The organism is Novosphingobium sp. UBA6272 (genome assembly GCF_002440635.1).
GTDB lineage: Bacteria > Pseudomonadota > Alphaproteobacteria > Sphingomonadales > Sphingomonadaceae > Novosphingobium.
The window spans coordinates 1-22327 of the sequence record NZ_DJUW01000034.1; the positions used below are offsets into that span (position 1 = coordinate 1).

Genomic DNA, 22327 nt, shown 5'->3' on the forward strand with positions numbered 1-22327 from the left:
TCAGCGGGAAATCCTTGCGGAACGGATGGCCCTCAAAGCCATAGTCGGTCAGGATCCGGCGCAGGTCCTGGTTGCCTGCGAAGATCACCCCGTACATGTCGAACACTTCGCGCTCGAGCCAGCCGGCGTTGGGCCACAGCGTGGTGACGGTCGGCACAGGGGTGTCCTCGGCGGCATTGACCTTCACCATCACCCGGTGGTTCTTGGTGACCGACAGCAGCATATAGACCACTTCGAACCGCTCGGCCCGGTCGGGGTAGTCGACCCCGGCGATTTCCATCAGCTGCTGATAGTCCTGTTGATCGCGCAGGATCCGCAGCGCATTCTCGATCTCGGCGCGGGCAACGGTCAGAACGACCTCGCCATGTTCTTCGCGCGCAGCAACCAGACGATCGCCCAGTGCGACGGTCAAAACAGCGACCACGCCTTCGTTCGAGGCGAAGCGCGGGGCGGAGTGAAGCACGGCGCTCATCGCTCGACCGTCCCCACGCGGCGGATCTTCCGCTGCAGCTGCATCACACCGTAAAGCAACGCTTCGGCAGTCGGCGGGCAGCCGGGCACATAGATGTCGACCGGTACGATCCGGTCACACCCGCGCACAACAGAGTAGCTGTAGTGGTAATAGCCGCCGCCATTGGCGCAGCTGCCCATCGAGATCACGTATTTCGGATCCGACATCTGGTCATAGACCTTGCGCAGCGCCGGGGCCATCTTGTTGCACAGCGTGCCGGCCACGATCATCACGTCGGACTGGCGCGGGGACGCGCGCGGGGCGACGCCGAAGCGTTCCATGTCGTAACGCGGCATGTTGACGTGGATCATCTCGACCGCGCAGCAGGCAAGGCCGAAGGTCATCCACCACAGCGAGCCGGTGCGGGCCCACTGGAACAGTTCCTCGGTACCGACGACCAGGAAGCCCTTGTCATTCACCTCGGCATTGAGGCTGTTGAAAAAGTCGGAGTCGGGCGGCGTAATGTCGGGCCGGTTCCACAGCGGACGGCCGATCGCGTCGAGTTGGTCGGTCATTCCCAATCCAGAGCCCCCATTTTCCAGGCATAGACAAGGCCCACCACCAGTTCGGCGATGAAGACCATCATGGTGATCCAGGCGGCCCAGCCCAGTTCAAGAAAGCTGACGGCCCAGGGGAACAGGAAGGCCGCTTCAAGATCGAAGACGATGAACAGGATCGCGACCAGATAGAAGCGCACGTCAAACTGGCTGCGCGGCTCCTCGAAGGCGGGAAAGCCGCATTCGTACTCGCTTTCCTTCTCGGCGGTCGGGTTATGCGTGCCGGTAAGGCGCGCGACGCCCATCGGCGCAAACACGAACAGCGCCGAAAGCGCAAAGGCGATCCCCATGAAAATCAGGATCGGCAGGTATTGTGACAGGTCTACCAAGGGGCTGACTCGCCTTGCTGAACGGATAGCCGCGCCCTAGTCCCGCCTATCCGCCCGCGCAAGGGGGCCAGCCCCTAGAATCCGCGCTCAAAGGGGAAAAGTTGGCTTATTTCTTGAGCTCGCGCTTCAGCGTGGCCTCGGTCTGCTTGCCATAGGGCGGCTTGAAGCCCGACAGCTTGGCGATATCGAGCCCCGACTGCTTGTAGACCGCGCGCATGTGGCTGAAGGTCTTGAACCCGTCCTGCCCATGATAGTTGCCCATGCCGGACGGGCCGACCCCGCCGAACGGCAGGTCCTCCATGGCATTGTGGAACAACAAATCGTTGACCGTCACCCCGCCCGAGATCGTGCGGGTCAGGACCTTTTCCTCCTCCGCGCTGTCGTTGCCGAAGTAGTAGAGGCCCAACGGGCGGTCGTGCGCGTTGACGTAGTCGATTGCCTGGTCGATCGAATCGTAGGTCATCACCGGCAGGATCGGGCCGAAGATCTCCTCCTGCATCACTTTCATGTCTTCGTTGACGTTGCGCAGGATTGTCAGCGGCATCTTGTTGCCGTTCGAGGCGGTGAAGTCCTCGCCGGCCGGGTTGACCTCGATCAGCTCGGCGCCTTTTTCCTTGGCATCGGCCAGATAGCCCTGCAGCCGTTCGTAGTTCCGGCCATTGACCACCGAGGTATAGTCATCGTTGCCGAGCAGGCTGGGATACATCGCCGCAACCCCGCCCTTCACGCTTTCGATCACGTCGCTTTCCTGATCCTTGGCGACCATCAGGTAATCGGGCGCAAGGCAGATCTGGCCGGCATTCATCATCTTGCCCATCGCGATCCGCTCGCCGGCTTTCTTCTTGTCGGCGCTGCGGCCGATGAAGGTCGGGCTCTTCCCGCCGAGTTCGAGCGTGACCGGAACCAGGTTGTCTGCTGCCGCCCGCATGATGTGCTTGCCGACGCTGGTCGCGCCGGTGAAGATAAGATGATCGAAGGCCAGCTTGCTGAAGGCCGAGCCAACCTCGACCCCGCCGGTGAACACCGCCATTTCCTCTTCGGCGAAGTACTGCGGCACCAGCTCGCCAAACAGGTCGGCGACGCGTTCGGTGAATTCGCTCGGCTTGATCATGGCGCGGTTGCCGGCCGCGAGGATCCCGGCCATCGGCACCATCACCATGCCGACCGGGAAGTTCCAAGGTGCGATCACGCCGACCACGCCCTTGGGCTGATAGACCACCTTGGCCTTGGCCCCGAGCAGACCGAGCGGAAACATCGCGCTGCGCTTTTCATCGCGGCTCCAGGCATCCAGATGCTTCTTCGCATGCTTGAGCGCGCCGACCGAGGGCATGATATCGGTCATCAGCGTTTGCTCGGTGCTGCGATGTCCGAAGTCGGCGCTGACCGCCTTGGCGAAAGCATCCTTGTGATCGACCAGCAAGGCGACCGCGCGGTCGATCCGGTCGCGCCGCACCGAATGCGGCTCGGGCATGGCGGCGGTGAAGGCCTTGCGCTGGCTGGCCAGCACGGCATTCATGCGATCGATTTCGGCTGCGCTCATAATGTGATCCTTCCCCGTTTCAATTTGCCACGCTTTTCACGCATGCAGCGGCAATAGGCAAGCTTCTCCAACAATCGAATCTGATGTGTTATGCATGTGTTCGATTTGGATGGAGAATGAACCCATGAGTAATCTGATCCGCATGATTCTGGTCTTTTTTGGCGTTTTCGCCGCGTTGACCACCACTGCAGCTACAGCGAGAAACGTTGCTGCAGACGTGGACCAGATAGCCGCAGTTATGAAGGCAGGCGGAAAATCTGCGGTAGTTAAAAGTGCTGGCGGCGAACGGTACGTTTTGTCTGAAACCGCCGGTCACCAATACGCAATTCTTGCACTTGGTTGCAACGACGATGGCAATTTATGCAAGTCCGTACAGTTCTTCGTCGCGCTCGATCCGGAAAAAAGCCCGACATTTGAAGCCATGAATGGCTTCGCGCGCGAGCTTCGTTGGGGCCGGGTCTATCTCGATCAGGAAGGCGAACCGGTTATGGAATTCGATCTTGATCTGGAGCGCGGTGGCATTTCGCAGCCGTTGTTCCTTGATAACGTGGCGAAATGGGAATCGATCGTTAGCGCCTATGCAAAGTTCGTTTTCGGGAAGTGATGCCAAGCGTTCAATTGCATTTGTTGCGTTGCAGCATTAAGTGGGAGGGCAAATGTTCCCTCCCGCGAAAGGCAATCCAGCCATGGCCCAGATTTCCGCCAACGATCCGATCGTCATCCTCTCCTACGCGCGCACTCCGATGGGCGGTATGCAAGGTGCCCTTTCCGATGTCAGCGCGACCGATCTTGGCGCGACCGCGATAAAGGCAGCGATCGACCGCGCCGGGGTGAGCGGCGGCGATGTCGAGCGGGTCTACATGGGCTGCGTTCTTCCTGCCGGCCTCGGCCAGGCACCGGCCCGTCAGGCCACGATCAAGGCCGGCCTGCCCAAGTCGGTCCAGGCAACCACGGTCAACAAGGTGTGCGGATCGGGCATGCAAACCCTGATCATGGGCGCCGAGGCGCTGGCGGCGGGCTCGGTCGACATGGTCGTCGCGGGCGGCATGGAAAGCATGACCAATGCTCCTTACCTGCTCAAGAAGCACCGCTCCGGCGCGCGGATCGGGCACGACACCGCCTATGACCACATGTTCCTCGATGGGCTGGAAGATGCCTACGAAGCCGGCCGGGCGATGGGTACTTTTGCGCAGGACACCGCCAACGCCTACCAGCTGACCCGCGAAGCGCAGGATAGCTACTCGATCGAATCGCTGCGCCGCGCCCAAGCCGCGATCGCTGATGGTGCCTTCAAGGCAGAGATCGCCCCGGTCACCTTGGTCAGCCGCGCTGGAGAAACTGTGATCGATACCGACGAACAGCCCGGCAAGGGCCGCCCGGACAAGATCCCTTCGCTGAAGCCCGCCTTCGCCAAGGACGGGACCATCACCGCGGCCACCTCCAGCTCGATCTCTGACGGCGCGGCGGCGCTTGTCGTCACGCGCGACAGCGTGGCCAAGGCAAAAGGCCTGGCTCCGGTCGCGACCGTGGTGGCGGTTGCCGCCCATGCACAGGAGCCCAAGGATTTCACCACAGCGCCGGTCGGTGCGATCAACAAGGTGCTGGAAAAGGCCGGCTGGGCGATGTCCGATGTCGACCTGTTCGAGGTCAATGAGGCTTTCGCCTGCGTCGCGATGTTTGCGATGCACGATCTCGGCATCCCGCATGACAAGATCAACGTCCATGGCGGCGCGACCGCGCTCGGCCATCCGATCGGAGCCTCGGGCGCGCGGATCATTACCACCCTGATCGCCGCGCTGCAGCGCCATGGCGGCAAGAAGGGCGTGGCCAGCCTGTGCATCGGCGGCGGCGAAGCGACCGCGGTGGCAATCGAGCTCGTCTGACTCTGCGACAATTCGCGACTTTTCGGCAGGCTTTCCATACAATTGGTTTGCCTGCCGTTCACGCTGGCGGCCCGATTTCATGGCGTGTGGCCGGACAACTCCGTCCGGCCACAACTCTCACTGGGAGAAACGCCATGAACACCAAGTTGATTGCCCTTGCGCTTATCGCTGGCCTGACCTTGCCGGCCGCCGCCCAGGCCCGTGTCACCAGGGCTGAGCTGCGTCACGATGTGCACCAGGTGCGCGAGGAAAAACGTGACCTGAAGGAGGAACGGCGTGAACTGAAGCGCGCCAAGGGCGAACTGCGCCGCGACAGCCACCGTTTCCATCATCAGCGCCGCCACTGATCGTCGCAGCGCGCTTGCACATCGGATCAGGCGGAGTAAGCTTCGGGACTTCTTGAACTTGAAGGAGATTCCCGATGCGTCCGCTTGGTTCGATTGCACTTGCCGCCTCGATTGCCCTCGCCCTCACCGCTTGCGGTAAGAAGGAAGAGGCGCCCGTCGCGGAAGCTTCTGAAACCGCCGCGTCCACCGATGCTGCCGCGGCCCAGACCACCACGATCACCCCGGGCACGTTTGAAGTCTTCGACGCCGCCGGCAAGAAGCAGCTTACGTCGACGATCAATGCCGATGGCACCTATGCTGACGATCTCGTCAATGGTCAGCGCATTGCGGGCATTGTGAAGGTGGTGGACGGAAAGCTCTGCTTCGATCCTTCGGGCAAGGCACCCCAGGAATGCTACACAGAAAGCGCTCGCGCCGCTGACGGCAGCTTCACCGCCACGGATGAAAAGGGAACCGTCCTGACCGTTAAACCGGTCGCCAAGTAATCGGAAATTGGCGGGGGAGCCTCAGGGCTCCCCTGCCCCCCACAGCCGGTCCTGCCGTACAAAACCCTTGCGCGGGCCGACCTCAAGCGCGCACCAGCCCTTGTCGCAATCGCCCAGCTTGCCGACCACGCCGGGGGCAAGCCGCCACAACAGCTTTGCGCCGCTATCCCCGGCCTCGCGCATTTCGGCCGGCTCCCTGCCCTGAACATAGGCGGCGCGCTGGCGGGTCAGGAACCGGGCCAGCACCCAGCCCTGCGCGCCATCGGGATCGCGGACCAGGCGCCAGCCTTCCTTGATCCGAAGCACCTTCAGCGGCAATTGCGGACGCTTGTAGACCCACAGGATGCGATAATCCTCGCCCGGACCGACGCGCATGTTGACCTCGCTGACCCGAACCGAGGCCCAATAGGGCGTTTCGGCGGTGTCCTGAGCTAGAGCCGGGACAGTAAGGCCCAACAGGGCAAAAACAGAAAGGAATCGGCGCAATATGTGCATGGCACCTGATAGCCTGCGCCGCACCTGTGCTTCAAGCCGCTTGACCGTGCCGCCCGGCCCGTCCTAGCGCAGGCTCATGACCGTCGTCACCGATAACAAGCCCACCCGCCGGATCAGCGGCAAGCCCCGCGTTCAGGTTACCCGGCACCTGCTGCCCTCGGTCGAGGCGCGGATGGGCGAGCTGTTCGATGTCGTGCTCAATGTCGAGGATCGCCCGCTGACCCGCGACGAATTGATCGCGGCGATGCGGGACTGCGACGTGATCGTTCCGACTGTGACCGACCGGATCGATGGCGCCATGCTGGAAGCTGCTGGTGACAGGCTTGGCCTGATAGCCAACTTCGGCGCAGGGATCGAACATATCGACCTTACCGCAGCCCGCGCCCGCAAGGTCATCGTCACCAATACCCCCGGGGTGTTCACCGACGATACGGCCGACCTGACGATGATGCTGATCCTTTCGGTCCCGCGCCGGCTAGGCGAAGGCAGCCGGCTGGTCCGCGACGGCAAATGGACCGGCTGGGCGCCGACCGCGATGCTCGGTCACTGCATCGGCGGCAAGCGGCTGGGGATCGTCGGGATGGGTCGGATTGGACAGGCTGTCGCGCACCGCGCCCGCGCTTTCGGGATGGAGGTGGTCTACCACAACCGCACCCGCCTGCCGTCCAGCATCGAGAACATGTTCGGCGCAAGTTATGAGCCCGATCTCGACCGGCTGTTCACCGAGGCCGACATCGTTACGCTCCATGCTCCGGCCGGAACCGGGACGCACCACCTCGTCAATGCCGACCGACTGCGCACAATGAAGCCGGATGCTTACCTGATCAACACCGCGCGCGGCGACCTGATCGACGAGGAAGCGCTGATTACGGCCTTGCATGCTGGCGAGATCGCCGGCGCCGGGCTCGATGTGTTCGCGCGCGAACCGCAGGTCGATCCGCGCCTGATCGCCTTGCCCAATGTCATCACCCTGCCCCATCTCGGCAGCGCGACGGTTGAAGGCCGCGCCCACGCCGGAGAGAAGGTCATCGCCAACATCCGCTACTGGGTCGATGGCCACCGCCCGCCGGATCAGGTGCTGCAAGGCTGGGCATAAGCGCGCGCCCGCGCAACATCACTTCAATCAGCGCCTTGCAGAAGGTGCAATCGTTGCTCTAAGCCGCGACGCGAGGAATCATGCCCGGGCAAAAAGCCTGCGCCGCAGGGGAGCAATCAATGCGCAAGATCCAAGCAATCGGCCTGGCTCTATTGGGGGCGCTTGCCCCGCTGACCGCCCATGCGCAGACGACGGCGGCGCCGGGCGAGCTGGTCGAAGGCGCGCTCAACAGCGGCGATACGGCCTGGATCCTGATTTCCTCTGCTCTGGTCCTGATGATGACCATGCCGGGCCTGACCCTGTTCTACGGCGGGCTGGTGCGCAGCAAGAACTTCCTCTCGGTGATGGTCCAGGTCGGCGCGATTGCGGCGATTGTCTCCGTGCTGTGGATTGTCGTCGGTCATACCATGGCCTTTGGCGACGTCACCAACGGCTGGCTGGGCGGCGGCAACCTGTGGATGCTGCTCGGTACCGAAAACGTCTTGCGCGGCGATTATGACATTACCGAACGAACTTTCGCGCTGTTCCAGATGACCTTCGCGGCGATCACCCCGGCGCTGATGGTCGGCGCCTGGGTCGATCGCGCCCGGTTCGGCTGGGTGGTCGGCTTTTCGGCGCTGTGGAGCCTGATCGTCTATGCCCCGGTGGCCCACTGGGTCTGGGGTGGCGGCTGGCTGGCCAGTTCGATGGGCACGCTCGATTTCGCGGGCGGGATCGTGGTTCACACCACCGCCGGGGTATCGGCGCTGGTCGCGGCGCTGCTGCTGGGCAAGCGCCAGGGCTTTCCGCGCACCTTGATGCTGCCGCACAGCCCCTCGCTGACCATGGCGGGAGCGGCGCTGCTGTGGGTCGGCTGGTTCGGCTTCAATGGCGGCTCTGCCCTTGCCGCCAATGACGATGCCGCCAGTGCGATCATCAACACGCACCTGGGTGCCAGCGTCGCGGCGCTCGTCTGGATCCTGATCGAGCGGTTCAAGGTCGGAAAATCGACCAGTGTCGGCTTTGCTACCGGCGCGATCGCCGGGCTGGCCACGGTCACTCCCGCAGCCGGGTTCATCTCTCCCGGCGGAGCGATCCTGATCGGCGCAATCGGCGCACTGGCCTGCTTCCCGACGATCCAGTTCGTCAAGCAGAAGCTGGAAATCGACGATTCGCTCGACGTGTTCGCGGTCCACGGGATCGGCGGCATCACCGGTTCGCTGCTGCTGGCGGTGTTCATGCACCCGGCCCTGGGCGGCGCGGGCTATGCCGAAGGCGCTGGACTGGCGAGCCAGCTGGCTGCTCAGGCGGTCGGCGTGTTCTCGGTCGCGGTTTGGTCGGCGCTCGCCACCACGCTGATCGCGCTGCTGGTCGGGCTGGCGTTCCCGATGCGGGTGGGTGAGGATGACGAGCGCGAAGGGCTCGACCTTGCCAGCCACGGCGAACGCGCCTGGGAAATGGATTGAGCCACAGCGTGGAGCAGGCCGGGCAACCCAGCTGGCTTGCCACGTTTCGCAGCACGATCGGCAGCACCTTCCGTTTCGGCGGAAGGTCGCCGAATTCGGAGCTGCTCGTCTACGTCCTGGGCGCGGTGTTCTTCAACCTCGCGGTCGGGCTCCTGCTGATGATCGGGCTCGATTTTGAGCTCTATGCGCTGGTCCAGGACGGGCTGCAGATGCTCTATTTCATCCCCGTCCCCGCCCTGCTGACCCGCCGCCTGCACGATCAGGCCCGCAGCGCGAAGTTCCTGTGGCTCGCCTTGCCCGGTCTCAGCCTGTGGGCCGCACGAAAGGTGTTGTCGCTCACCCAGCCCCTTTCGGTGCGCGTCGCCTTCGATGGCTGGACCTGGCCGGTTGACCTGCTCTCGGTCTTTGCCAGCCTGGCCTTCGTCATTCTGGTGCTGCTGCCAGGTTCGGTCGGCCCCAACCGTTTCGGTCCAGACCCGCGCGGGCGGGAATAGAACTCAATCCCCCGTCAAGATCCGGTCGACCAGTTGCTTCACCGTGGGGGTGAAGTTGTTCGAATAGAACGGGTCTGTGCGGAAGTTGTGCGCATTGTGACCAGCGAACATCAGGTTCTGATGGATGTCTTCACCGTGGACGATCGCCTTCAGAGTCTTCTGGATGCAGAAGCTGCGCGGATCGGCGAGGTAGCCGGTGGTGTAATCGTCATGGTCCTTCCACGCCGAGAAGCCGCAGTGCGACAGGCAGCCCATGCATTCCTTCTGATCGGTCTGGATCTGGTTGCGCTCAGCCTCGTCGACGAAGATGATCGTATCGTCGGGGGTCCGCAGCCCTTCTTTGTAGCCCTGCGCCACCCAGTTACGGGCGCGTTGCAGATCGGCCGGGGCAACCCAGAAGTTCTTGTTGCCCACGCCAACGTCAAGCCGCGCGGTATGCTCGCCCGCTTCGACCTTGGAATAGGGGATCTGCCGCTCGCTGCGCGCTTCTAGATTGCGCAGGAACGGATTGCGCACCGCCGAGCTGTAGAACCCGGTCGGTGAGAAGCGGTGGAGCAGGATATCGCCTTCTTCCAGCGTGCGAAGGTGATCCTTCCACGCCTGCGGGATCGGGCTTTCCTGGGTCAGCAGCGGACGGGTGCCGTACTGGAAGATGATCTGGCCGAGTTCCGGATTGTCGATCCAGTCTTCCCAGTCACGCAGGTACCAGACCCCGCCGGCCATAACGATCGGCACGCTATCGGCAATGCCTTCGGCCCGCATCGTGTCGCGCAGCGCCTTCACGCGGGGATAGGGATCCTGCGGGACCAGCGGATCCTCGGCATTGGACAGGCCATTGTGGCCGCCAGCCAGCCAGGGATCTTCATAGACCACTGCGCCCATCAGGTCGGCAACCTTGTGGTAGGCGCGCTTCCACAGCGCGCGGAAGGCCCGGGCCGAGCTGATGATCGGCAGGTAATTGACGTTGAACTTCGCCACGATCTCTGAAAGCTTGTATGGCATGCCGGCGCCGCAGGTGACCCCGGTGACCAGGCCCTTGGTCCGTTCCAGCACGCCATCCAGGATCTGCTGGGCCCCGCCCATTTCCCACAACACGTTGATGTTGATCGCGCCCTTGCCGTTCGAGACGTCATAGGCACGGTGGATCTGCTCAACCGCGCCCTTGATGCCGTAATCGATCAGCTCTTCGTGGCGATCCTTGCGGGTCGCGCCGAGATAGGGCTGGCTCGAGATGTTGCCGTGCTCGTCATAGAAGTCGGCATTGACCGCGCTGACCGTGCCGATGCCGCCGGCCGCGGCCCAGGCGCCGGAGCTGGCGTGATTCGAAACCGCCACGCCCTTGCCACCCTCAACCAGCGGCCATACTTCCCGGCCACCATAGAGGATCGGTTGCAGCCCCTTGAATCCCATTACGTCCCCGTCTTTCCTGCTGCCGTATTGCACGGCTTGATATCTTTCGCGGCCGGGCGTTCGCCGACAGCCTCAAAAGCGGCATAATAGCCATTTAGTTCCGGCTTTACGACAAATTCCACCAAGCGAAAGCCCACCGCCCCGAATTCGCAGAACAACAGCTGTGGAGGAATCCCGTGCTGGTCGGTTGGCCGGTCGACATCGACCACGATCACCTGTCCACCCGGCTTGAGTCCCGGGCGCAAGTGCCAGAGGAAGGCGTAAGGCTCGGTAACTTCATGATACATATGGACCATGAAGACGCGGTCGAACGAATTGGCCGGCAGCTTTGGATCCGCCACGGCGCCCAGCTTGATCGAGACATTGTCGAGCCGCTCACGCTCAACGCGTTGGCCGAGCCGCTGTATCGCGCCGGGATCGATATCCTGCGCCAGAACACGTCCCTTGGTGCCGACCCGTTCAGCCAGGCGGACTGTGTAATAGCCTTCGCCCGCCCCGATGTCGGCGACAGTTGTGCCGCTTCCAATCTTGGCCAGGTCCATCACCACCTTGGCTTCGCCCAGGTTGTCGCGCTGGTCTTCGTCGGAAAATTCGTTGCTGACTACGGTCGAAACCGGGCGGAAAGCCTTGGGGAAATCGCGCGCGCCTTCGGGCCGCGATGGATCGGCCGTCTGCCGGTTGCAACCGGCCAGCGCTCCGGCAAGGAGCAGCAGGGCGGCCGCGCGCCGGATCAATCGACGTCCTCCACCTCAACCTTTTCGCCGGAGACCCGCTGGGCGAGCGCTGCGGCCATGAACGGATCGAGCGCGCCGTCGAGCACGTCCGACGGCGTCGGGCTGGTCACACCGGTGCGAAGGTCCTTCACCATCTGGTATGGCTGGAGGACGTAGGAGCGGATCTGGTGGCCCCACCCGATATCGCTCTTCGCAGCGTGCTCAGCGCTGGCGGCCTCCTCGCGCTTTTGCATCTCGGCCTCGTAAAGCCGAGATTTCAACATCCCCATCGCGATTTCGCGGTTCTTGTGCTGGCTGCGGTCCTGCTGGCTGGCGACGATGATTCCCGAGGGAACGTGGGTAAGGCGAACGGCGGAATCGGTGGTGTTGACGTGCTGGCCACCAGCCCCGGACGCCCGGTAGGTGTCCATTTTGAGGTCGGCGGGATTGATCTCGATCTGGAACGTGTCATCGATCACCGGGTAGACCCAGACCGAACTGAAGCTGGTATGGCGGCGAGCCGAACTGTCGTAAGGCGAGATCCGGACCAGGCGGTGGACCCCGCTTTCGGTCTTGGCATAGCCATAGGCGTTCTCGCCCTTGACCATGATCGTGGCCGATTTGATTCCGGCCTGGTCGCCAGCCTGATACTCGATCGTATCGACCTTGAAGCCGCGCTTTTCGGCCCAGCGGGTGTACATTCGGAAGAGCATCTCAGCCCAGTCCTGGCTTTCCGTACCCCCGGCCCCGGCGTGGATTTCGATATAGGTATCGTTACCATCGGCTTCGCCGCCGAGCAGCGCCTGAACCTTGTCGGCATCGGCTCGGTCAGCCAGCGCGCTGAGTGCGGCAACGCCTTCCTCGACGGTAGCTTCGTCGTCTTCCATCTCGCCGAGTTCGACGAACTCGATCGCATCGGCCATCTTGGCGGAGATGTCATTGACGGTGCCGACCGCGGCTTCGAGCCGGCGGCGTTCCTTCATGACGGCTTCGGCTTCCTTTGGATTGTCCCACAGCTTGGGGTCCTCGACCCGGGCGTTAAGCTCGTCGAGGCGCCGCAGCGCGCGATCCCAGTCAAGGAATTTGCGAACGAGGGCCAGCGCGGCCTCGATCCGATCGATATAAGCCTGCCCTTCGGCACGCATGGTACTGCTACTCCACTAGAACACGAAGGCACCCCAGAGCGCCCCGGCCCCGCTTAGCGCAAGCCCCTCGATTGTAAAGCGCAGCCTTATCGGCGCAGCGCGCGTACCGCCTGCAGCGTCAGGCGGACGTGATCGCGGTAGTCCATGTTGGAATGAACGAACTTCACCCGGCGGTCCTTGCCGATGACGAAAGAGGTACGGCTGGTTACCCCGGCATTGGTCCCGTCAGGCTTCTTGAGCATCACGTCATAGGCGGCGATGATCTGCGGGCTGGCGATGGCCACGGCGAACTTGTCACGGCAAGCCTCGGTCGAAAAGCGCTTGAGCGATACCATGTCATCGGCCGACATCCCGATCACGGTTGCGCCGGCCGCCTTGAAATCGGCACTTGCCTCGGCAAAGGCGTGCGCCTCAAGCGTGCAGCCCTGGGTAAAGGCCTTGGGGTAGAAGTAGAGCACGACCGGCCCCTTCTTCAGCGCCTGCTCCAGATTGAAAGTGAACGGCTTTCCGGCCAACGCTCCTTGGGTCACGATCTGCGGTGCACGGGCACCGTTCGGCAGGACAGCAGGAGCAGCGGCGGGGATCGCCAGGGTCGTGAGCGAGGCCAATACGGCTAGGACAAAGCGGTTCATGCCGCGCAATCTGCGCGCGATCACCGCTGCTGTCCAGCCTGTCCTATTGTACGCCTATCGAAGCATCGGCGGCGATGGTCGGGCTTGACGTCGGGGCTTCCTCTTCGCTCGCCGTTTCCTCGGCTTTGGGCGCTCTGGATCCGCGTGACGCACCGCGCCGGATCGCCGCGATCAACGCATCGCGCTGCTTGGCGAGCTCTTCTGTGCTCGGCCCGGTTCGGGCTTCGGCTTCGGCCTTGAATGCCTCCCAGATCAACGAGGACTTCGGATCGTTGCCCGGCATGCCATCGAGCACGCGTTTGCCGCTTATCCGGTCAACCCGGACCATGTAGACGCCCTTCGGCGCAACGAAAGCCCGCTGGCTCCAGCGCGGCTTGGTCGCCTGAACCAGCTGCTTGAAGATCGGCGCGGCGATCGTCCCGCCCTGGGCATAGCCGCCCATCGGGATCGGCTGGTCATAACCGAGATAGACCCCGCCGACGATTTCCTGATTACCGCCCACAAACCAGACGTTGGTTGGGCCGCTGGTGGTCCCGGTCTTGCCGAACAGGGGAATACCGAGATCGCGCAGCGCTACGGCCGTGCCACGCGTAACCACGCCTTCGAGCATGTGGACGACCTGGTAGGCAGTGCGCGGGTCCATCACTTCCTTGCCGCGCGGGGCAAGGCGCGGCATGGGTTTGCCGTCCCACTCAGCCATGTTGCACTTCTCGCACTTGCGGGTGTCTGCCCGCCAAATCACCTTGCCGTTGCGATTCTGGACATAGTCGATGATCGACGGGGGATACTGCACCCCGTTGTTGGCCAATGCGGCATAGCTGTTGACCATCTTCTCGACGGTCGTCTCACCGGCGCCCAGCGCGAACGCCAGATAGGGCGGATACTTGCCGATGCCAACCCGCTCGATCGTGCGCACCACATTGTCCATCCCGGCGTCGTTGGCGATCCGCACGGTCATCAGGTTGCGCGATTGCTCCAGCCCCCAGCGCATCGTGTGGCTTCCGCTACCGCCCCCGCCGCCGAAGTTCTGGAAGCATTTCTGCCCCAGCTTCGATCCCTGGTAGACGCAGAACTTGCCATCGACGACCTCGCTCGACGGGCTCATCCCGAAATCGAGTCCGGTGCCATAGACGAAGGGCTTGATGGTCGATCCTGGCTGGCGCAGCGCCTGAGTGGCGCGATTGAAGCTGCCGAGGCCAGGATCGAACCCGCCCTGCATTGCCAGGATCCGGCCCGAGAAAGCCTCTTGCATCAGCATGCCGCCAGCGATTTCGGGGATGACCCGAAGCGCCCAGGCATTACCCGACGGCGCTACAGCGATGACATCGCCCTTGCGAAGCGCGTCTGGCGCGCTGACCAGCGGGCCAGTTTTGCCATCAGCAAACCCGACAGTGGCCCGGCCGCCCGCACGCTCGATCACCAAGGCGATCCGCCAATCCTGATAGCTGATCGATTTGCCCAGTGCGATCAGTTGGCTCTGCCACTTGTCGTCATCGACATCGATATTCTCGAGCGGCTTTGAAAAGGCCCGGCCGCCGCCATAGCGCAGCAGTCCGGCGCGCAAGGCATCCTGCGCCGCTTTCTGCATTTGCGGATCGAGCGACGTGCGCACCCACAGCCCGCCATCATAGACGCTGTTCGGCCCGGCCTCGGAATTCTCTCCGTATTTCTCGATCAGATTGCGGCGCACTTCCTCAACGAAATAGCCGGTCGATGGATCGTAGGCGGCTGCCCGGCGTGGGATGATCCCGAGCGGCTGGGCCTTGGCCTGAGCGGCTTCCTGAGCGGTGGCCGCGCCGTTCTTGACCATCTGGTCGAGCACCCAATTGCGGCGCTCAATTGCGCGGTCGGCATATTTCTCGCGCCCGTAGATCTCGGGCCCGCGCGGCAAGGCGGCCAGAAACGCGTTCTCCGCCAGCGTCAGTTCGCCCACGCTCTTGCCAAAATAGGCCTGCGCTGCCGCCTCAACCCCGAAGCTTTGCCGCCCCAGCGGAATTTCGTTGAGATAGAGTTCCAGGATCTGCTGCTTGGTCAGCACGCCCTCGATCCGCCGCGCCAGGACCATTTCCTTAAGCTTGCGGGTGACCGAATATTCGTTGCCGATCAGAATGTTCTTGGCGACCTGCTGGGTGATGGTCGAACCGCCCTTGGCGCGTTCCCCCGAACCGAACTTGGACGCATAGTCGACCACGGCCCCGACAAGGCCGCTGTAATCGACCCCGCCGTGAGTCCAGAAGGTCTTGTCCTCGGCCGAGAGATAGGCGTTGATCAATGGCTTCGGGAAATCGACGAAGCGCAACTGAACGCGCCGTTCGCGGGCATAGGCATAGACAATATCGCCGTTCACACCGCGGACCATGGTCGGCAGACGTGGCTGATAGGTCAGCAAGCGGTCAGCCGAGGGGAGGTTCCAGGTAACCGCGATCCATAGCCCCAGGAATGCGGCGAACCCTGCACCAAGGATATAGTTTAGAATCCGGAAGCGCTTACTTTCACTCCAGCGCCGCTCGTGCCAGCGGCCAAACCGGCTCTCTTTAAAGCGGGTGCGGAGACCCAACAGCCAGGCCAAGGCCGCTGCAAACCAGCTCTTTATGCCGGAAAACAAGCCGCGCGCTTCCCTGCGGATGCGCAAATGGACGGATTCGGGAACGTCGTCGTCAGCCATTGCCGACTGGCTCTAGCACGGCGGTGGACAGTATATCCAGCGGCTTCCTACGCAGCATTTGGGGATGATCCGGTTCGGGCAAGGTAGGCGCGGATCGCTTGGCCGACGGTCTCGGCAAAGGCCATCCGCCCTGCTTGAGAAGTCAGCCGCTCCACATCGATCGGATTGTTGATATAGCCGCTTTCGAACAGGATCGACGGTACGTCGGGCGATTTCAGCACTGCGAAGGCCGCAGATTGGGTGGTCGTTTCCTTAAACGGCATCCGGCCCTGCCCTTCCCGCAGGATCAGCCGCGCAAGCTCTTCCGACCTGGCTTGAGTCTCGCGCTGCGACAGATCGACCAGGATCGCTCCGACCGAATCCCTTTGATCCTCTATCCGCACCCCGCCGATTTCGTCAGCCGCGTTTTCCCGCGCCGCCATTCTTTCGGCCACTTCGCTGCTGCCCTTGGCCGATAGGGTATAGACCGTCGCGCCGATCGCTCCGCTCGACACCTCGGTACTGTCGGCATGAATCGATATGAACAGGTCCGCACGAAGCCGCCGGGCAATCGAGGTCCGTTCGGGCAGGAACAGGTAGCGATCATCGCTGCGGGTCAAAGCCACCCGGACCCCCCCCTTTCTGAGCAAATCGTCGCGCAGCGCTTTGGCAAGTGCCAAGGTCAGATCTTTCTCCCGCACATTTCCCAAACCTGCCCCAGGATCCTTGCCGCCGTGCCCGGCATCGATCACCACCAGCGGCCGCGAGGCATCCAGCGGCCCTTCGATCTTCGGCAGGGCCGCCAGCGCTGCGGGCGCGGGCAGGTCGACCTTGACCACATAGTCGAAGCCGCGGCCCGGCCGGCCAAAGCTGCGATCAGCCAGAACCATTGCCGCAAAAACCGCGACAGGGAACAGCAAAACCAGCAGAACGAGCAGAATGCGACGCATGCGCTTGCACTTAGTCAGACCGGGCAGCGCGCGCAATCGCCTTGCCGCCGTCGGCAAGCGATGCTAGTCAGCCACCAACCGAAATGCGGCGCGGCATGGCTTGCCTGCTTTTCGGGGGGAGAATCCGGACTAAATATACCGGATCAAACAGGTTGATGCCGTAATGAGAAGCGTGTTCCCGTCCACTTTGCCGAATGCCCGCGGGCATGCGGCGCTGCTGGCGGAATTCGCTGTGCGACCCTATTCGCCGCACGATCTTGTTGCTGCAGACACAATCATCGCCGCCAAGGCCGCCTTTGGCCCTGGCTCTATCGATAGGTCCGCGCCAGCTTTCCCGGGATACCCGGCCTGGCATGGAGTTTCCGCAAATAGCCGCGCTGGCCAGACGATCGCCCCAACGGGGCCGGTCGCCGCTTGGCGCGCACGGAGAATATACAATGACAATGCGCATGTTGATCGATGCGCGCCACCCGGAAGAGACCCGGGTGGCGGTGCTCAAAGGCAACCGGATTGAAGAATTCGACTTTGAATCTGCTGAACACAAGCAGATCAAGGGCAACATCTACCTCGCCAAAGTAACCCGCGTAGAACCGTCGCTGCAGGCGGCGTTCGTCGATTTCGGTGGTAACCGTCACGGGTTCCTGGCCTTCAGCGAAATCCATCCGGACTACTACCAGATCCCCAAGGAAGACCGCGAGGCCCTGCTGGCGGAAGAAGCCGCCCATGCCGAGGAAGAAGCCGCCCTACGCGCGATTGCTGAGGGTGAGGAAGATTTCGTCGGCGATGATGAACTGGGCGAAACCCTGGCCGACGACATGGCCGGGACCACGCACGAGCATCACCATGACGAAGACGATTTCGGTGGTTTGACCGAAGTCGACACCGCGGAAAAGGACGAAGTCGCGACGATCGAAGACGGTCATGTCGAAAACGGCTTTGACCACGATGGTGAAGAATCGGGCGAAGACAGCGATTCCGACGAACCGCGCCGCGGGCGTGGCCGGGGCCGCCGCCGTCAGGGCGGCAACCGCGGCCATGCCAAGGAAGCCGACGAACTGCGCGCCAAGCGGATGGCGCTGCGTCGTCGCTACAAGATTCAGGACGTGATCCAGCGTCGCCAAGTGCTGCTGGTCCAGGTCGTCAAGGAGGAACGCGGCAACAAGGGTGCCGCGCTGACCACTTACCTCAGCCTGGCCGGCCGCTATTGCGTGCTGATGCCCAATTCCAGCCATGGTGGCGGGATCAGCCGCAAGATCAGCTCGGCCGCCGATCGCAAGCGCCTGAAGACCATCATTGCTGAGCTTGACCTGCCCAAGTCGATGGGCTGCATCGTCCGCACCGCCGGGCTGCAGCGCACCAAGACCGAGATCAAGCGCGATTTCGACTACCTGGCCAGGCTGTGGGACGGAATTCGCGAAACCACGCTGAGCAGCACGGCTCCGGCGCTGATCCATTCGGACAGCGATCTGATCAAGCGCGCGATCCGCGACATCTACAATCGCGAGATCGAGGATGTCGTGGTCGAAGGCGAAGACGGCTATCGCGCCGCCCGTGACTTCATGAAGCTGTTGATGCCGAGCCACGCCAAGCGGGTGAAGCACTATGCCGATCCGGTGCCGCTGTTCCAGCGCTATGGCGCCGAGGATCAGCTGACCGCGATGTACGATCCGGTCGTCCAGCTGAAGAGCGGCGGCTATATCGTCATCAATCCGACCGAAGCGCTGGTTTCGATCGACATCAACTCGGGCCGCTCGACCAAGGAGCACGGAATCGAGGCGACCGCGTTCAATACCAACCTTGAAGCCGCGCGCGAAATCGCCCGCCAGCTGCGCCTGCGCGACATGGCCGGCCTGGTGGTGATCGATTTCATCGATATGGAATACAACTCCAACGTCCGAAAAGTCGAAAAGGCGATGAAGGACGCGCTGAAGAACGATCGGGCGCGGATCCAGGTGGGCCGCATCTCGTCATTCGGCCTGATGGAAATGAGCCGCCAGCGCCTACGCACCGGTGTGCTCGAAGCCACCACCCGCGGCTGCCCGCACTGCGACGGCACCGGCCTGGTCCGCACCGCCTCCAGCGCCGGTCTTTCGGCCCTGCGCCTGATCGAGGATGAAGCGGCCAAGGGCAAGGGTTCGGTCATCTCGCTCTTTGCCAGCACCGAAGCGGCGGTTTACCTGCTCAACGCCAAGCGCTCCGATCTCGGTGAGATCGAGGAACGCTATGGCGTCCGCGTCGAAGTGCTGCCCGAGGGTGAGAACGAAGGCGCCAAGATGCGCGTTGCTTCGTCCGGCCCGCGCCCCGAATTCACCCCGCGCTTCGAACCGATCGTGATCGAAGAAGACGATGACGATATCATCGAGGACGAGGACGAGTTCGAGGCCGATAACGAAGAGCGCCGGGATGATGGCGAAGGCCGCGGCAAGCGCCGCCGCAAGCGTCGTCGCCGTGGCGGCCGTGATCGCGACGGTGAAGGTGAAGGTGAATCCGGCCAGCGCGATGATGCCGACGAAGGCGACGAGTCCGACTCCGAGGACGGGGATGGTGCAACCGGGGAACGCTCTGCCGAGGATGGCGAAGCGCCGCGCAAAAAGCGCCGCCGTGGTCGCCGCCGCCGCGGTGGCCGTGGCCGTGGTGACGGTGAAGGCGGTATCGAGGGGGGCGAAGACGAAGCCGGCGATACCGACGATGCGGCGACCGATGATGCACCGGCGGAAGCTGCTGGCGCAACCGAGGTCGCTGCCGAAGAGGCTCCGGCCAAGCCCAAGCGCAGCCGCAAGAAGAAGGTAGAAGCCGAGGAAGCGCCTGCTGCCGAAGAAGCACCCGCCGCCGAAGAACCGGCTGTGGCTGCTGAGGAAGCCCGGGCCAAGCCGAAGCGGACCCGCAAGAAAAAGGTTGAGGCTGAAGCCGAAGTTGAAGCCCCCGCCCCTGTTGCGGAAGAACCGGCTGCCGAGGAAGCTCCGGCCAAGCCCAAGCGCAGCCGGAAGAAGGCGGTTGAGCCTGCCTCGGAAACGATCACCGAAGAGGCCGCCACTGCTCCTGCCGAACTTACGGATGAAGAGCCAGCGACGCCACGGCGTGGCTGGTGGCAACGGACCTTCGGCGAATAGCCGCTTCCACGAACCGGAATTTTTGCTCAGTGATCGGCCGCCCTCGGGCTGCCGATCACCTGGCACCCGATCACTGTAATGCTTCTCTATCCGGCCTTTGCCGCCTCACCCCATTCCATCCACCCCGCCCAGCGGGGGGTCTTGGGGGCATAACGCTCGCCTGTCTGCAGCGGTGCAAATCCTGCCGCCGAAATTGCACTGCTGACCGGACGCGTCAGATGGCACCCACCAGCGAGCCGCTTCCAGACCGGCTCGATCCGCCCTTGCCAATTGCGGACACGCTGATCGGGTGCGCTACCATGCTCGGCATAGAGCAGCCGCCCGCCTGGGCGCAGAATTCGGCGCAGTTCTCTCAAAGTCTGCGCCTGATCACCAACCGAACACAACGTGAAGGTGCAAACGACGCAATCGAAACTTTCGTCTTCGAACGGGATCGCTTCGCCGTACCCTTGCCTGACATCGGCGGCCCAGCCCTTTTTGGCGACAGCCTCGCGGGCATATTGGAGTCCCTTGGCGGAAGGATCCATGCCCGAAAAGGACGTAACCTTACCTAAATCATAGAACTCATGATTGAGACCACCACCGCAGCCGATTTCAAACACCTTTCCGCTCGCTAGCGGGACGACTTTATCTCGCAGCGCCGACACCGCCGGAGACGAACAGGCGCACTGGATGAGCCGCGGAACGACATTTTCGTCATACCAGTTTCCAAAACCCATGGCCGCTTGCCCTCCTCTGCCCGTGTGCAGCCATGATGGCACAAACGCGCGTCAGGGGAAGCGCCAAGATAACCAACAATGCAAGGCCCTCCTGACGGCCCGCCACGGCCCGGCAGCGAGTACGCGAACCACTTTTCCAGATCGTCCCAGTCAAGCGTTGACCAAATAGCCCCGCAGTCGGAAGTCAATTGACGTTCGTAATCCCCTCTCGCGCGGGCCCTAGGATATACATATTTGATACCAGCCCCAATTGCAGCTAGTCTGCCGAGAAATGTCAGAACTGCTGAAACAGACTGCCCTGCTCGATAGCTTGACCGACAAGCAGCGCGAAGTGCTGTTGCTGGTTGCGGAAGGCATGACCAGCAAGGAAATCGCCAGAAAATTGAGCATTTCGGAAAGCGCGGTCAACCAACGGATCGAGGTGATCAGGCAGCGCCTGGGAGGGATGTCCCGGGCTAGCATTGCCCGCCTCTACCGCGACACCAACGCCCTGATATTCACGATTCCAACCAGTAATTCTCTTACAGGTAATGCAATCCATCTTCAGGCCGAGAGCGAATTCGACCAGCAGTTGTCGTCGGAGGGTGCCGAAGTCTTCAACGCACCTGGTGACGAGGCCGACGGCGAGTTGCAACCCTCCACTTTTCCCCTTTTGATGCGCGGAAGCGAAGGCAAGCAGTGGCGCCATGCCGCTGTAGTCTTGATTGCCGTGGGGGTCGTCAGTCTGGCCCTACTACTGATCGTTGTCAGCCATAGCCTGCTCGATATGCTCGGCCAAGGTCACGGCAGCTAAAATGGGCGCGGCTTTTGCTCTCCTGTTCGTATTGAACGTGATCGCTTGTGTAGTCTGCCTCAAACATCGCTGCTTGCTCCACTGCGACTGCAACGCGGCTTTGATTCTGCCGACTGCCGCCTGGTTTGCCGTCGAGGCCAGCGCCTTGCCGGCATACCTAGGCCCGCTGGTCACCTTGACCGTTGCCGAGCTTGGAGCGCTGGTCTTGCTGGTGCGGCTGGTCGATTATCATGACCGCTGGTTACCAATCGTTATAGGCTCCCTCGCCTTGATCGCAGCATTGGGTGGCCTGCTCGATCTGTTTGGCCTTGGTATGGCCGGCACCGTCCGCCGCGCTATTGCACTCACAAGTTGGGCCCTGGCTAGCGGATTGACGATTGCATCAGGAATCGCGCTGCTAGGTTACACCAGGCTCCGTGGGCAAACCGCAGGCATTGCTCCGAGCGATCCACTAGGCTAGCCTTACCGGGCGAAAAGGGAATCTAATGACCCACGGCGCCAAACCCATGCCGCAGCTAACCAAGAAGCAACGCGACGTTTTGGCGCTAGTTGCAGATAACCGCACCAGCAAGGAAATTGCGGCTCGCTTGGGCATATCGGAAAGCGCGGTAAATCAGCGTATCGAAATGGTCAGAGCTCGCCTCGGCGGGCTTCCTCGGGGTGAACTGGCCCGCCTTTACAGGCAGAAGTATTCACCTAATGATTTGAATTTAGAAGAGTCTTTGCCAACATGGCAGAAAATTCACCTTCCCAATGCGGACCGATTTAGCAAAGAAGGACTTGCGGAAAGTATCCCTCCTTCCGGGTCCGACGGGTCGCGCTTGGCGGAGCCGGACAAAGGGGATGGGTCGCGACTGACCGCAGTTTTCTTCCAACCGGACGATACTTGGCTGTGGCGCGATGATCGCGCCACAGCCCTTGTTCGCTTTGGCATGATCGCGGCAATTGTTGGCGCTTCGCTTGCGATCGCCTTTGCTGTGACCAATTTCTTGGGGCCGGTGGGCGGATGACCATTCATTTTCCCCTCGG

General features: G+C 62.5%; 23 protein-coding genes. 11 read left to right on the top strand and 12 right to left on the bottom strand.

The annotated features are described in order from the left end of the window. The 4 genes from B2V17_RS15650 to B2V17_RS15665 form a co-directional block, all read right to left on the bottom strand. On the bottom strand, positions 1–472 hold a 472-nt coding region (locus B2V17_RS15650), incomplete at its 3' end, for an NADH-quinone oxidoreductase subunit C (protein WP_292999307.1). After that, entirely contained in the window at positions 469–1026 is a 558-nt protein-coding gene (locus B2V17_RS15655) for a NuoB/complex I 20 kDa subunit family protein (protein WP_292999309.1), read from the bottom strand. The genes B2V17_RS15655 and B2V17_RS15650, both read right to left, overlap by 4 nt. Next, positions 1023–1397, bottom strand: coding sequence for an NADH-quinone oxidoreductase subunit A (gene ndhC / locus B2V17_RS15660; protein ID WP_292999311.1), 375 nt, complete (start codon positions 1395–1397; stop codon positions 1023–1025). The genes B2V17_RS15655 and ndhC overlap by 4 nt, the downstream gene beginning before the upstream one ends. Positions 1398–1503: 106 nt before the next feature. Continuing rightward, positions 1504–2937: a coniferyl aldehyde dehydrogenase gene (locus B2V17_RS15665; RefSeq protein WP_292999313.1), complete on the bottom strand. Its 1434-nt coding sequence runs from the start codon at positions 2935–2937 to the stop codon at positions 1504–1506. Positions 2938–3061: 124 nt separating this feature from the next. Between B2V17_RS15665 and B2V17_RS15670 the strand changes: the two genes are divergently transcribed. The 4 genes from B2V17_RS15670 to B2V17_RS15685 all read left to right on the top strand — a co-directional run bounded on the left by B2V17_RS15670 (position 3062) and on the right by B2V17_RS15685 (position 5652). Then, the gene (locus B2V17_RS15670; protein ID WP_292999315.1) at positions 3062–3541 is read left to right on the top strand and encodes a YbjN domain-containing protein; all 480 of its coding nucleotides are present in this window, start codon (positions 3062–3064) and stop codon (positions 3539–3541) included. A gap of 82 nt (positions 3542–3623) precedes the next feature. After that, a complete protein-coding gene (locus tag B2V17_RS15675; protein WP_292999317.1) occupies positions 3624–4820 on the top strand; it encodes an acetyl-CoA C-acyltransferase in 1197 nt (398 codons plus the stop codon). Between the two features lie 134 nt (positions 4821–4954). Further along, positions 4955–5167 carry a hypothetical protein gene (locus B2V17_RS15680; protein WP_292999319.1) on the top strand — a complete coding sequence of 71 codons (213 nt, stop codon included), beginning with the start codon at positions 4955–4957 and terminating at the stop codon, positions 5165–5167. Between the two features lie 74 nt (positions 5168–5241). Next, a complete protein-coding gene (locus tag B2V17_RS15685; RefSeq protein WP_292999321.1) occupies positions 5242–5652 on the top strand; it encodes a hypothetical protein in 411 nt (136 codons plus the stop codon). Positions 5653–5673: 21 nt separating this feature from the next. Here B2V17_RS15685 and B2V17_RS15690 read toward each other — a convergent pair whose 3' ends face one another. Then, positions 5674–6108, bottom strand: a complete 435-nt coding sequence (locus tag B2V17_RS15690) for an SH3 domain-containing protein (protein ID WP_292999323.1) — start codon at positions 6106–6108, stop codon at positions 5674–5676. 115 nt (positions 6109–6223) lie between these two features. On the opposite strand from B2V17_RS15690, the gene B2V17_RS15695 reads away from it, so the two are divergent. The 3 genes from B2V17_RS15695 to B2V17_RS15705 all read left to right on the top strand — a co-directional run bounded on the left by B2V17_RS15695 (position 6224) and on the right by B2V17_RS15705 (position 9182). Next, entirely contained in the window at positions 6224–7243 is a 1020-nt protein-coding gene (locus B2V17_RS15695; RefSeq protein WP_292999325.1) for a 2-hydroxyacid dehydrogenase, read from the top strand. A 119-nt stretch (positions 7244–7362) separates the two neighbouring features. Next, positions 7363–8688, top strand: a complete 1326-nt coding sequence (locus B2V17_RS15700; protein WP_292999327.1) for an ammonium transporter — start codon at positions 7363–7365, stop codon at positions 8686–8688. After that, on the top strand, positions 8685–9182 hold the full coding sequence (locus B2V17_RS15705; RefSeq protein WP_292999329.1) for a DUF805 domain-containing protein: 498 nt from the start codon (positions 8685–8687) through the stop codon (positions 9180–9182). The genes B2V17_RS15700 and B2V17_RS15705 overlap by 4 nt, the downstream gene beginning before the upstream one ends. A gap of 3 nt (positions 9183–9185) precedes the next feature. Here the strand turns inward: B2V17_RS15705 and B2V17_RS15710 are convergent, their stop codons facing one another. From B2V17_RS15710 to B2V17_RS15735, 6 genes are all read right to left on the bottom strand, one after another. Further along, the gene (locus B2V17_RS15710) at positions 9186–10592 is read right to left on the bottom strand and encodes an NAD(P)H-dependent flavin oxidoreductase (protein WP_292999331.1); all 1407 of its coding nucleotides are present in this window, start codon (positions 10590–10592) and stop codon (positions 9186–9188) included. Then, positions 10592–11326: a class I SAM-dependent methyltransferase gene (locus B2V17_RS15715; RefSeq protein WP_414690825.1), complete on the bottom strand. Its 735-nt coding sequence runs from the start codon at positions 11324–11326 to the stop codon at positions 10592–10594. Before B2V17_RS15715 ends, B2V17_RS15710 begins: the two co-directional genes overlap by 1 nt. Next, positions 11323–12450, bottom strand: a complete 1128-nt coding sequence (gene prfB / locus B2V17_RS15720) for a peptide chain release factor 2 (RefSeq protein ID WP_292999333.1) — start codon at positions 12448–12450, stop codon at positions 11323–11325. The genes B2V17_RS15715 and prfB overlap by 4 nt, the downstream gene beginning before the upstream one ends. An 86-nt stretch (positions 12451–12536) precedes the next feature. After that, positions 12537–13082, bottom strand: coding sequence for a peroxiredoxin (locus B2V17_RS15725; protein ID WP_292999335.1), 546 nt, complete (start codon positions 13080–13082; stop codon positions 12537–12539). Between the two features lie 43 nt (positions 13083–13125). Continuing rightward, positions 13126–15747, bottom strand: a complete 2622-nt coding sequence (locus tag B2V17_RS15730) for a penicillin-binding protein 1A (protein ID WP_292999337.1) — start codon at positions 15745–15747, stop codon at positions 13126–13128. A 47-nt stretch (positions 15748–15794) separates the two neighbouring features. Continuing rightward, the gene (locus B2V17_RS15735; protein ID WP_292999339.1) at positions 15795–16676 is read right to left on the bottom strand and encodes an N-acetylmuramoyl-L-alanine amidase family protein; all 882 of its coding nucleotides are present in this window, start codon (positions 16674–16676) and stop codon (positions 15795–15797) included. Between the two features lie 437 nt (positions 16677–17113). On the opposite strand from B2V17_RS15735, the gene B2V17_RS15740 reads away from it, so the two are divergent. Then, positions 17114–19786 carry an Rne/Rng family ribonuclease gene (locus B2V17_RS15740; protein ID WP_292999341.1) on the top strand — a complete coding sequence of 891 codons (2673 nt, stop codon included), beginning with the start codon at positions 17114–17116 and terminating at the stop codon, positions 19784–19786. A gap of 86 nt (positions 19787–19872) precedes the next feature. Here the strand turns inward: B2V17_RS15740 and B2V17_RS15745 are convergent, their stop codons facing one another. Continuing rightward, complete coding sequence (locus B2V17_RS15745; protein WP_292999457.1) at positions 19873–20505, bottom strand: class I SAM-dependent methyltransferase; 633 nt, start codon at positions 20503–20505, stop codon at positions 19873–19875. Positions 20506–20776: 271 nt separating this feature from the next. Here B2V17_RS15745 and B2V17_RS15750 point away from each other — a divergent pair, with 271 nt between their 5' ends. The 3 genes from B2V17_RS15750 to B2V17_RS15760 are packed head-to-tail and all read left to right on the top strand — an operon-like array spanning position 20777 to position 22308. Then, on the top strand, positions 20777–21298 hold the full coding sequence (locus tag B2V17_RS15750; protein WP_292999343.1) for a helix-turn-helix domain-containing protein: 522 nt from the start codon (positions 20777–20779) through the stop codon (positions 21296–21298). Between the two features lies 1 nt (position 21299). Further along, positions 21300–21758 carry a hypothetical protein gene (locus B2V17_RS15755; RefSeq protein ID WP_292999345.1) on the top strand — a complete coding sequence of 153 codons (459 nt, stop codon included), beginning with the start codon at positions 21300–21302 and terminating at the stop codon, positions 21756–21758. Positions 21759–21783: 25 nt separating this feature from the next. Beyond that, positions 21784–22308, top strand: coding sequence for a helix-turn-helix domain-containing protein (locus B2V17_RS15760; RefSeq protein WP_292999347.1), 525 nt, complete (start codon positions 21784–21786; stop codon positions 22306–22308). The last annotated feature ends 19 nt before the right edge of the window (positions 22309–22327 follow it).

Excerpts from the sequence above, each read along its gene's own strand:
- B2V17_RS15655 (WP_292999309.1), bottom strand. The coding sequence starts at position 1,026 with ATGACCGACCAACTCGACGCGATCGGCCGTCCGCTGTGGAACCGGCCC.
- B2V17_RS15665 (WP_292999313.1), bottom strand. The coding sequence starts at position 2,937 with ATGAGCGCAGCCGAAATCGATCGCATGAATGCCGTGCTGGCCAGCCAG.
- B2V17_RS15670 (WP_292999315.1), top strand. The coding sequence starts at position 3,062 with ATGAGTAATCTGATCCGCATGATTCTGGTCTTTTTTGGCGTTTTCGCC.
- B2V17_RS15675 (WP_292999317.1), top strand. The coding sequence starts at position 3,624 with ATGGCCCAGATTTCCGCCAACGATCCGATCGTCATCCTCTCCTACGCG.
- B2V17_RS15680 (WP_292999319.1), top strand. The coding sequence starts at position 4,955 with ATGAACACCAAGTTGATTGCCCTTGCGCTTATCGCTGGCCTGACCTTG.
- B2V17_RS15685 (WP_292999321.1), top strand. The coding sequence starts at position 5,242 with ATGCGTCCGCTTGGTTCGATTGCACTTGCCGCCTCGATTGCCCTCGCC.
- B2V17_RS15695 (WP_292999325.1), top strand. The coding sequence starts at position 6,224 with ATGACCGTCGTCACCGATAACAAGCCCACCCGCCGGATCAGCGGCAAG.
- B2V17_RS15700 (WP_292999327.1), top strand. The coding sequence starts at position 7,363 with ATGCGCAAGATCCAAGCAATCGGCCTGGCTCTATTGGGGGCGCTTGCC.
- B2V17_RS15710 (WP_292999331.1), bottom strand. The coding sequence starts at position 10,592 with ATGGGATTCAAGGGGCTGCAACCGATCCTCTATGGTGGCCGGGAAGTA.
- prfB (WP_292999333.1), bottom strand. The coding sequence starts at position 12,450 with ATGCGTGCCGAAGGGCAGGCTTATATCGATCGGATCGAGGCCGCGCTG.
- B2V17_RS15725 (WP_292999335.1), bottom strand. The coding sequence starts at position 13,082 with ATGAACCGCTTTGTCCTAGCCGTATTGGCCTCGCTCACGACCCTGGCG.
- B2V17_RS15730 (WP_292999337.1), bottom strand. The coding sequence starts at position 15,747 with ATGGCTGACGACGACGTTCCCGAATCCGTCCATTTGCGCATCCGCAGG.
- B2V17_RS15735 (WP_292999339.1), bottom strand. The coding sequence starts at position 16,676 with ATGCGTCGCATTCTGCTCGTTCTGCTGGTTTTGCTGTTCCCTGTCGCG.
- B2V17_RS15740 (WP_292999341.1), top strand. The coding sequence starts at position 17,114 with ATGACAATGCGCATGTTGATCGATGCGCGCCACCCGGAAGAGACCCGG.
- B2V17_RS15745 (WP_292999457.1), bottom strand. The coding sequence starts at position 20,505 with ATGGGTTTTGGAAACTGGTATGACGAAAATGTCGTTCCGCGGCTCATC.
- B2V17_RS15750 (WP_292999343.1), top strand. The coding sequence starts at position 20,777 with ATGTCAGAACTGCTGAAACAGACTGCCCTGCTCGATAGCTTGACCGAC.
- B2V17_RS15755 (WP_292999345.1), top strand. The coding sequence starts at position 21,300 with ATGGGCGCGGCTTTTGCTCTCCTGTTCGTATTGAACGTGATCGCTTGT.
- B2V17_RS15760 (WP_292999347.1), top strand. The coding sequence starts at position 21,784 with ATGACCCACGGCGCCAAACCCATGCCGCAGCTAACCAAGAAGCAACGC.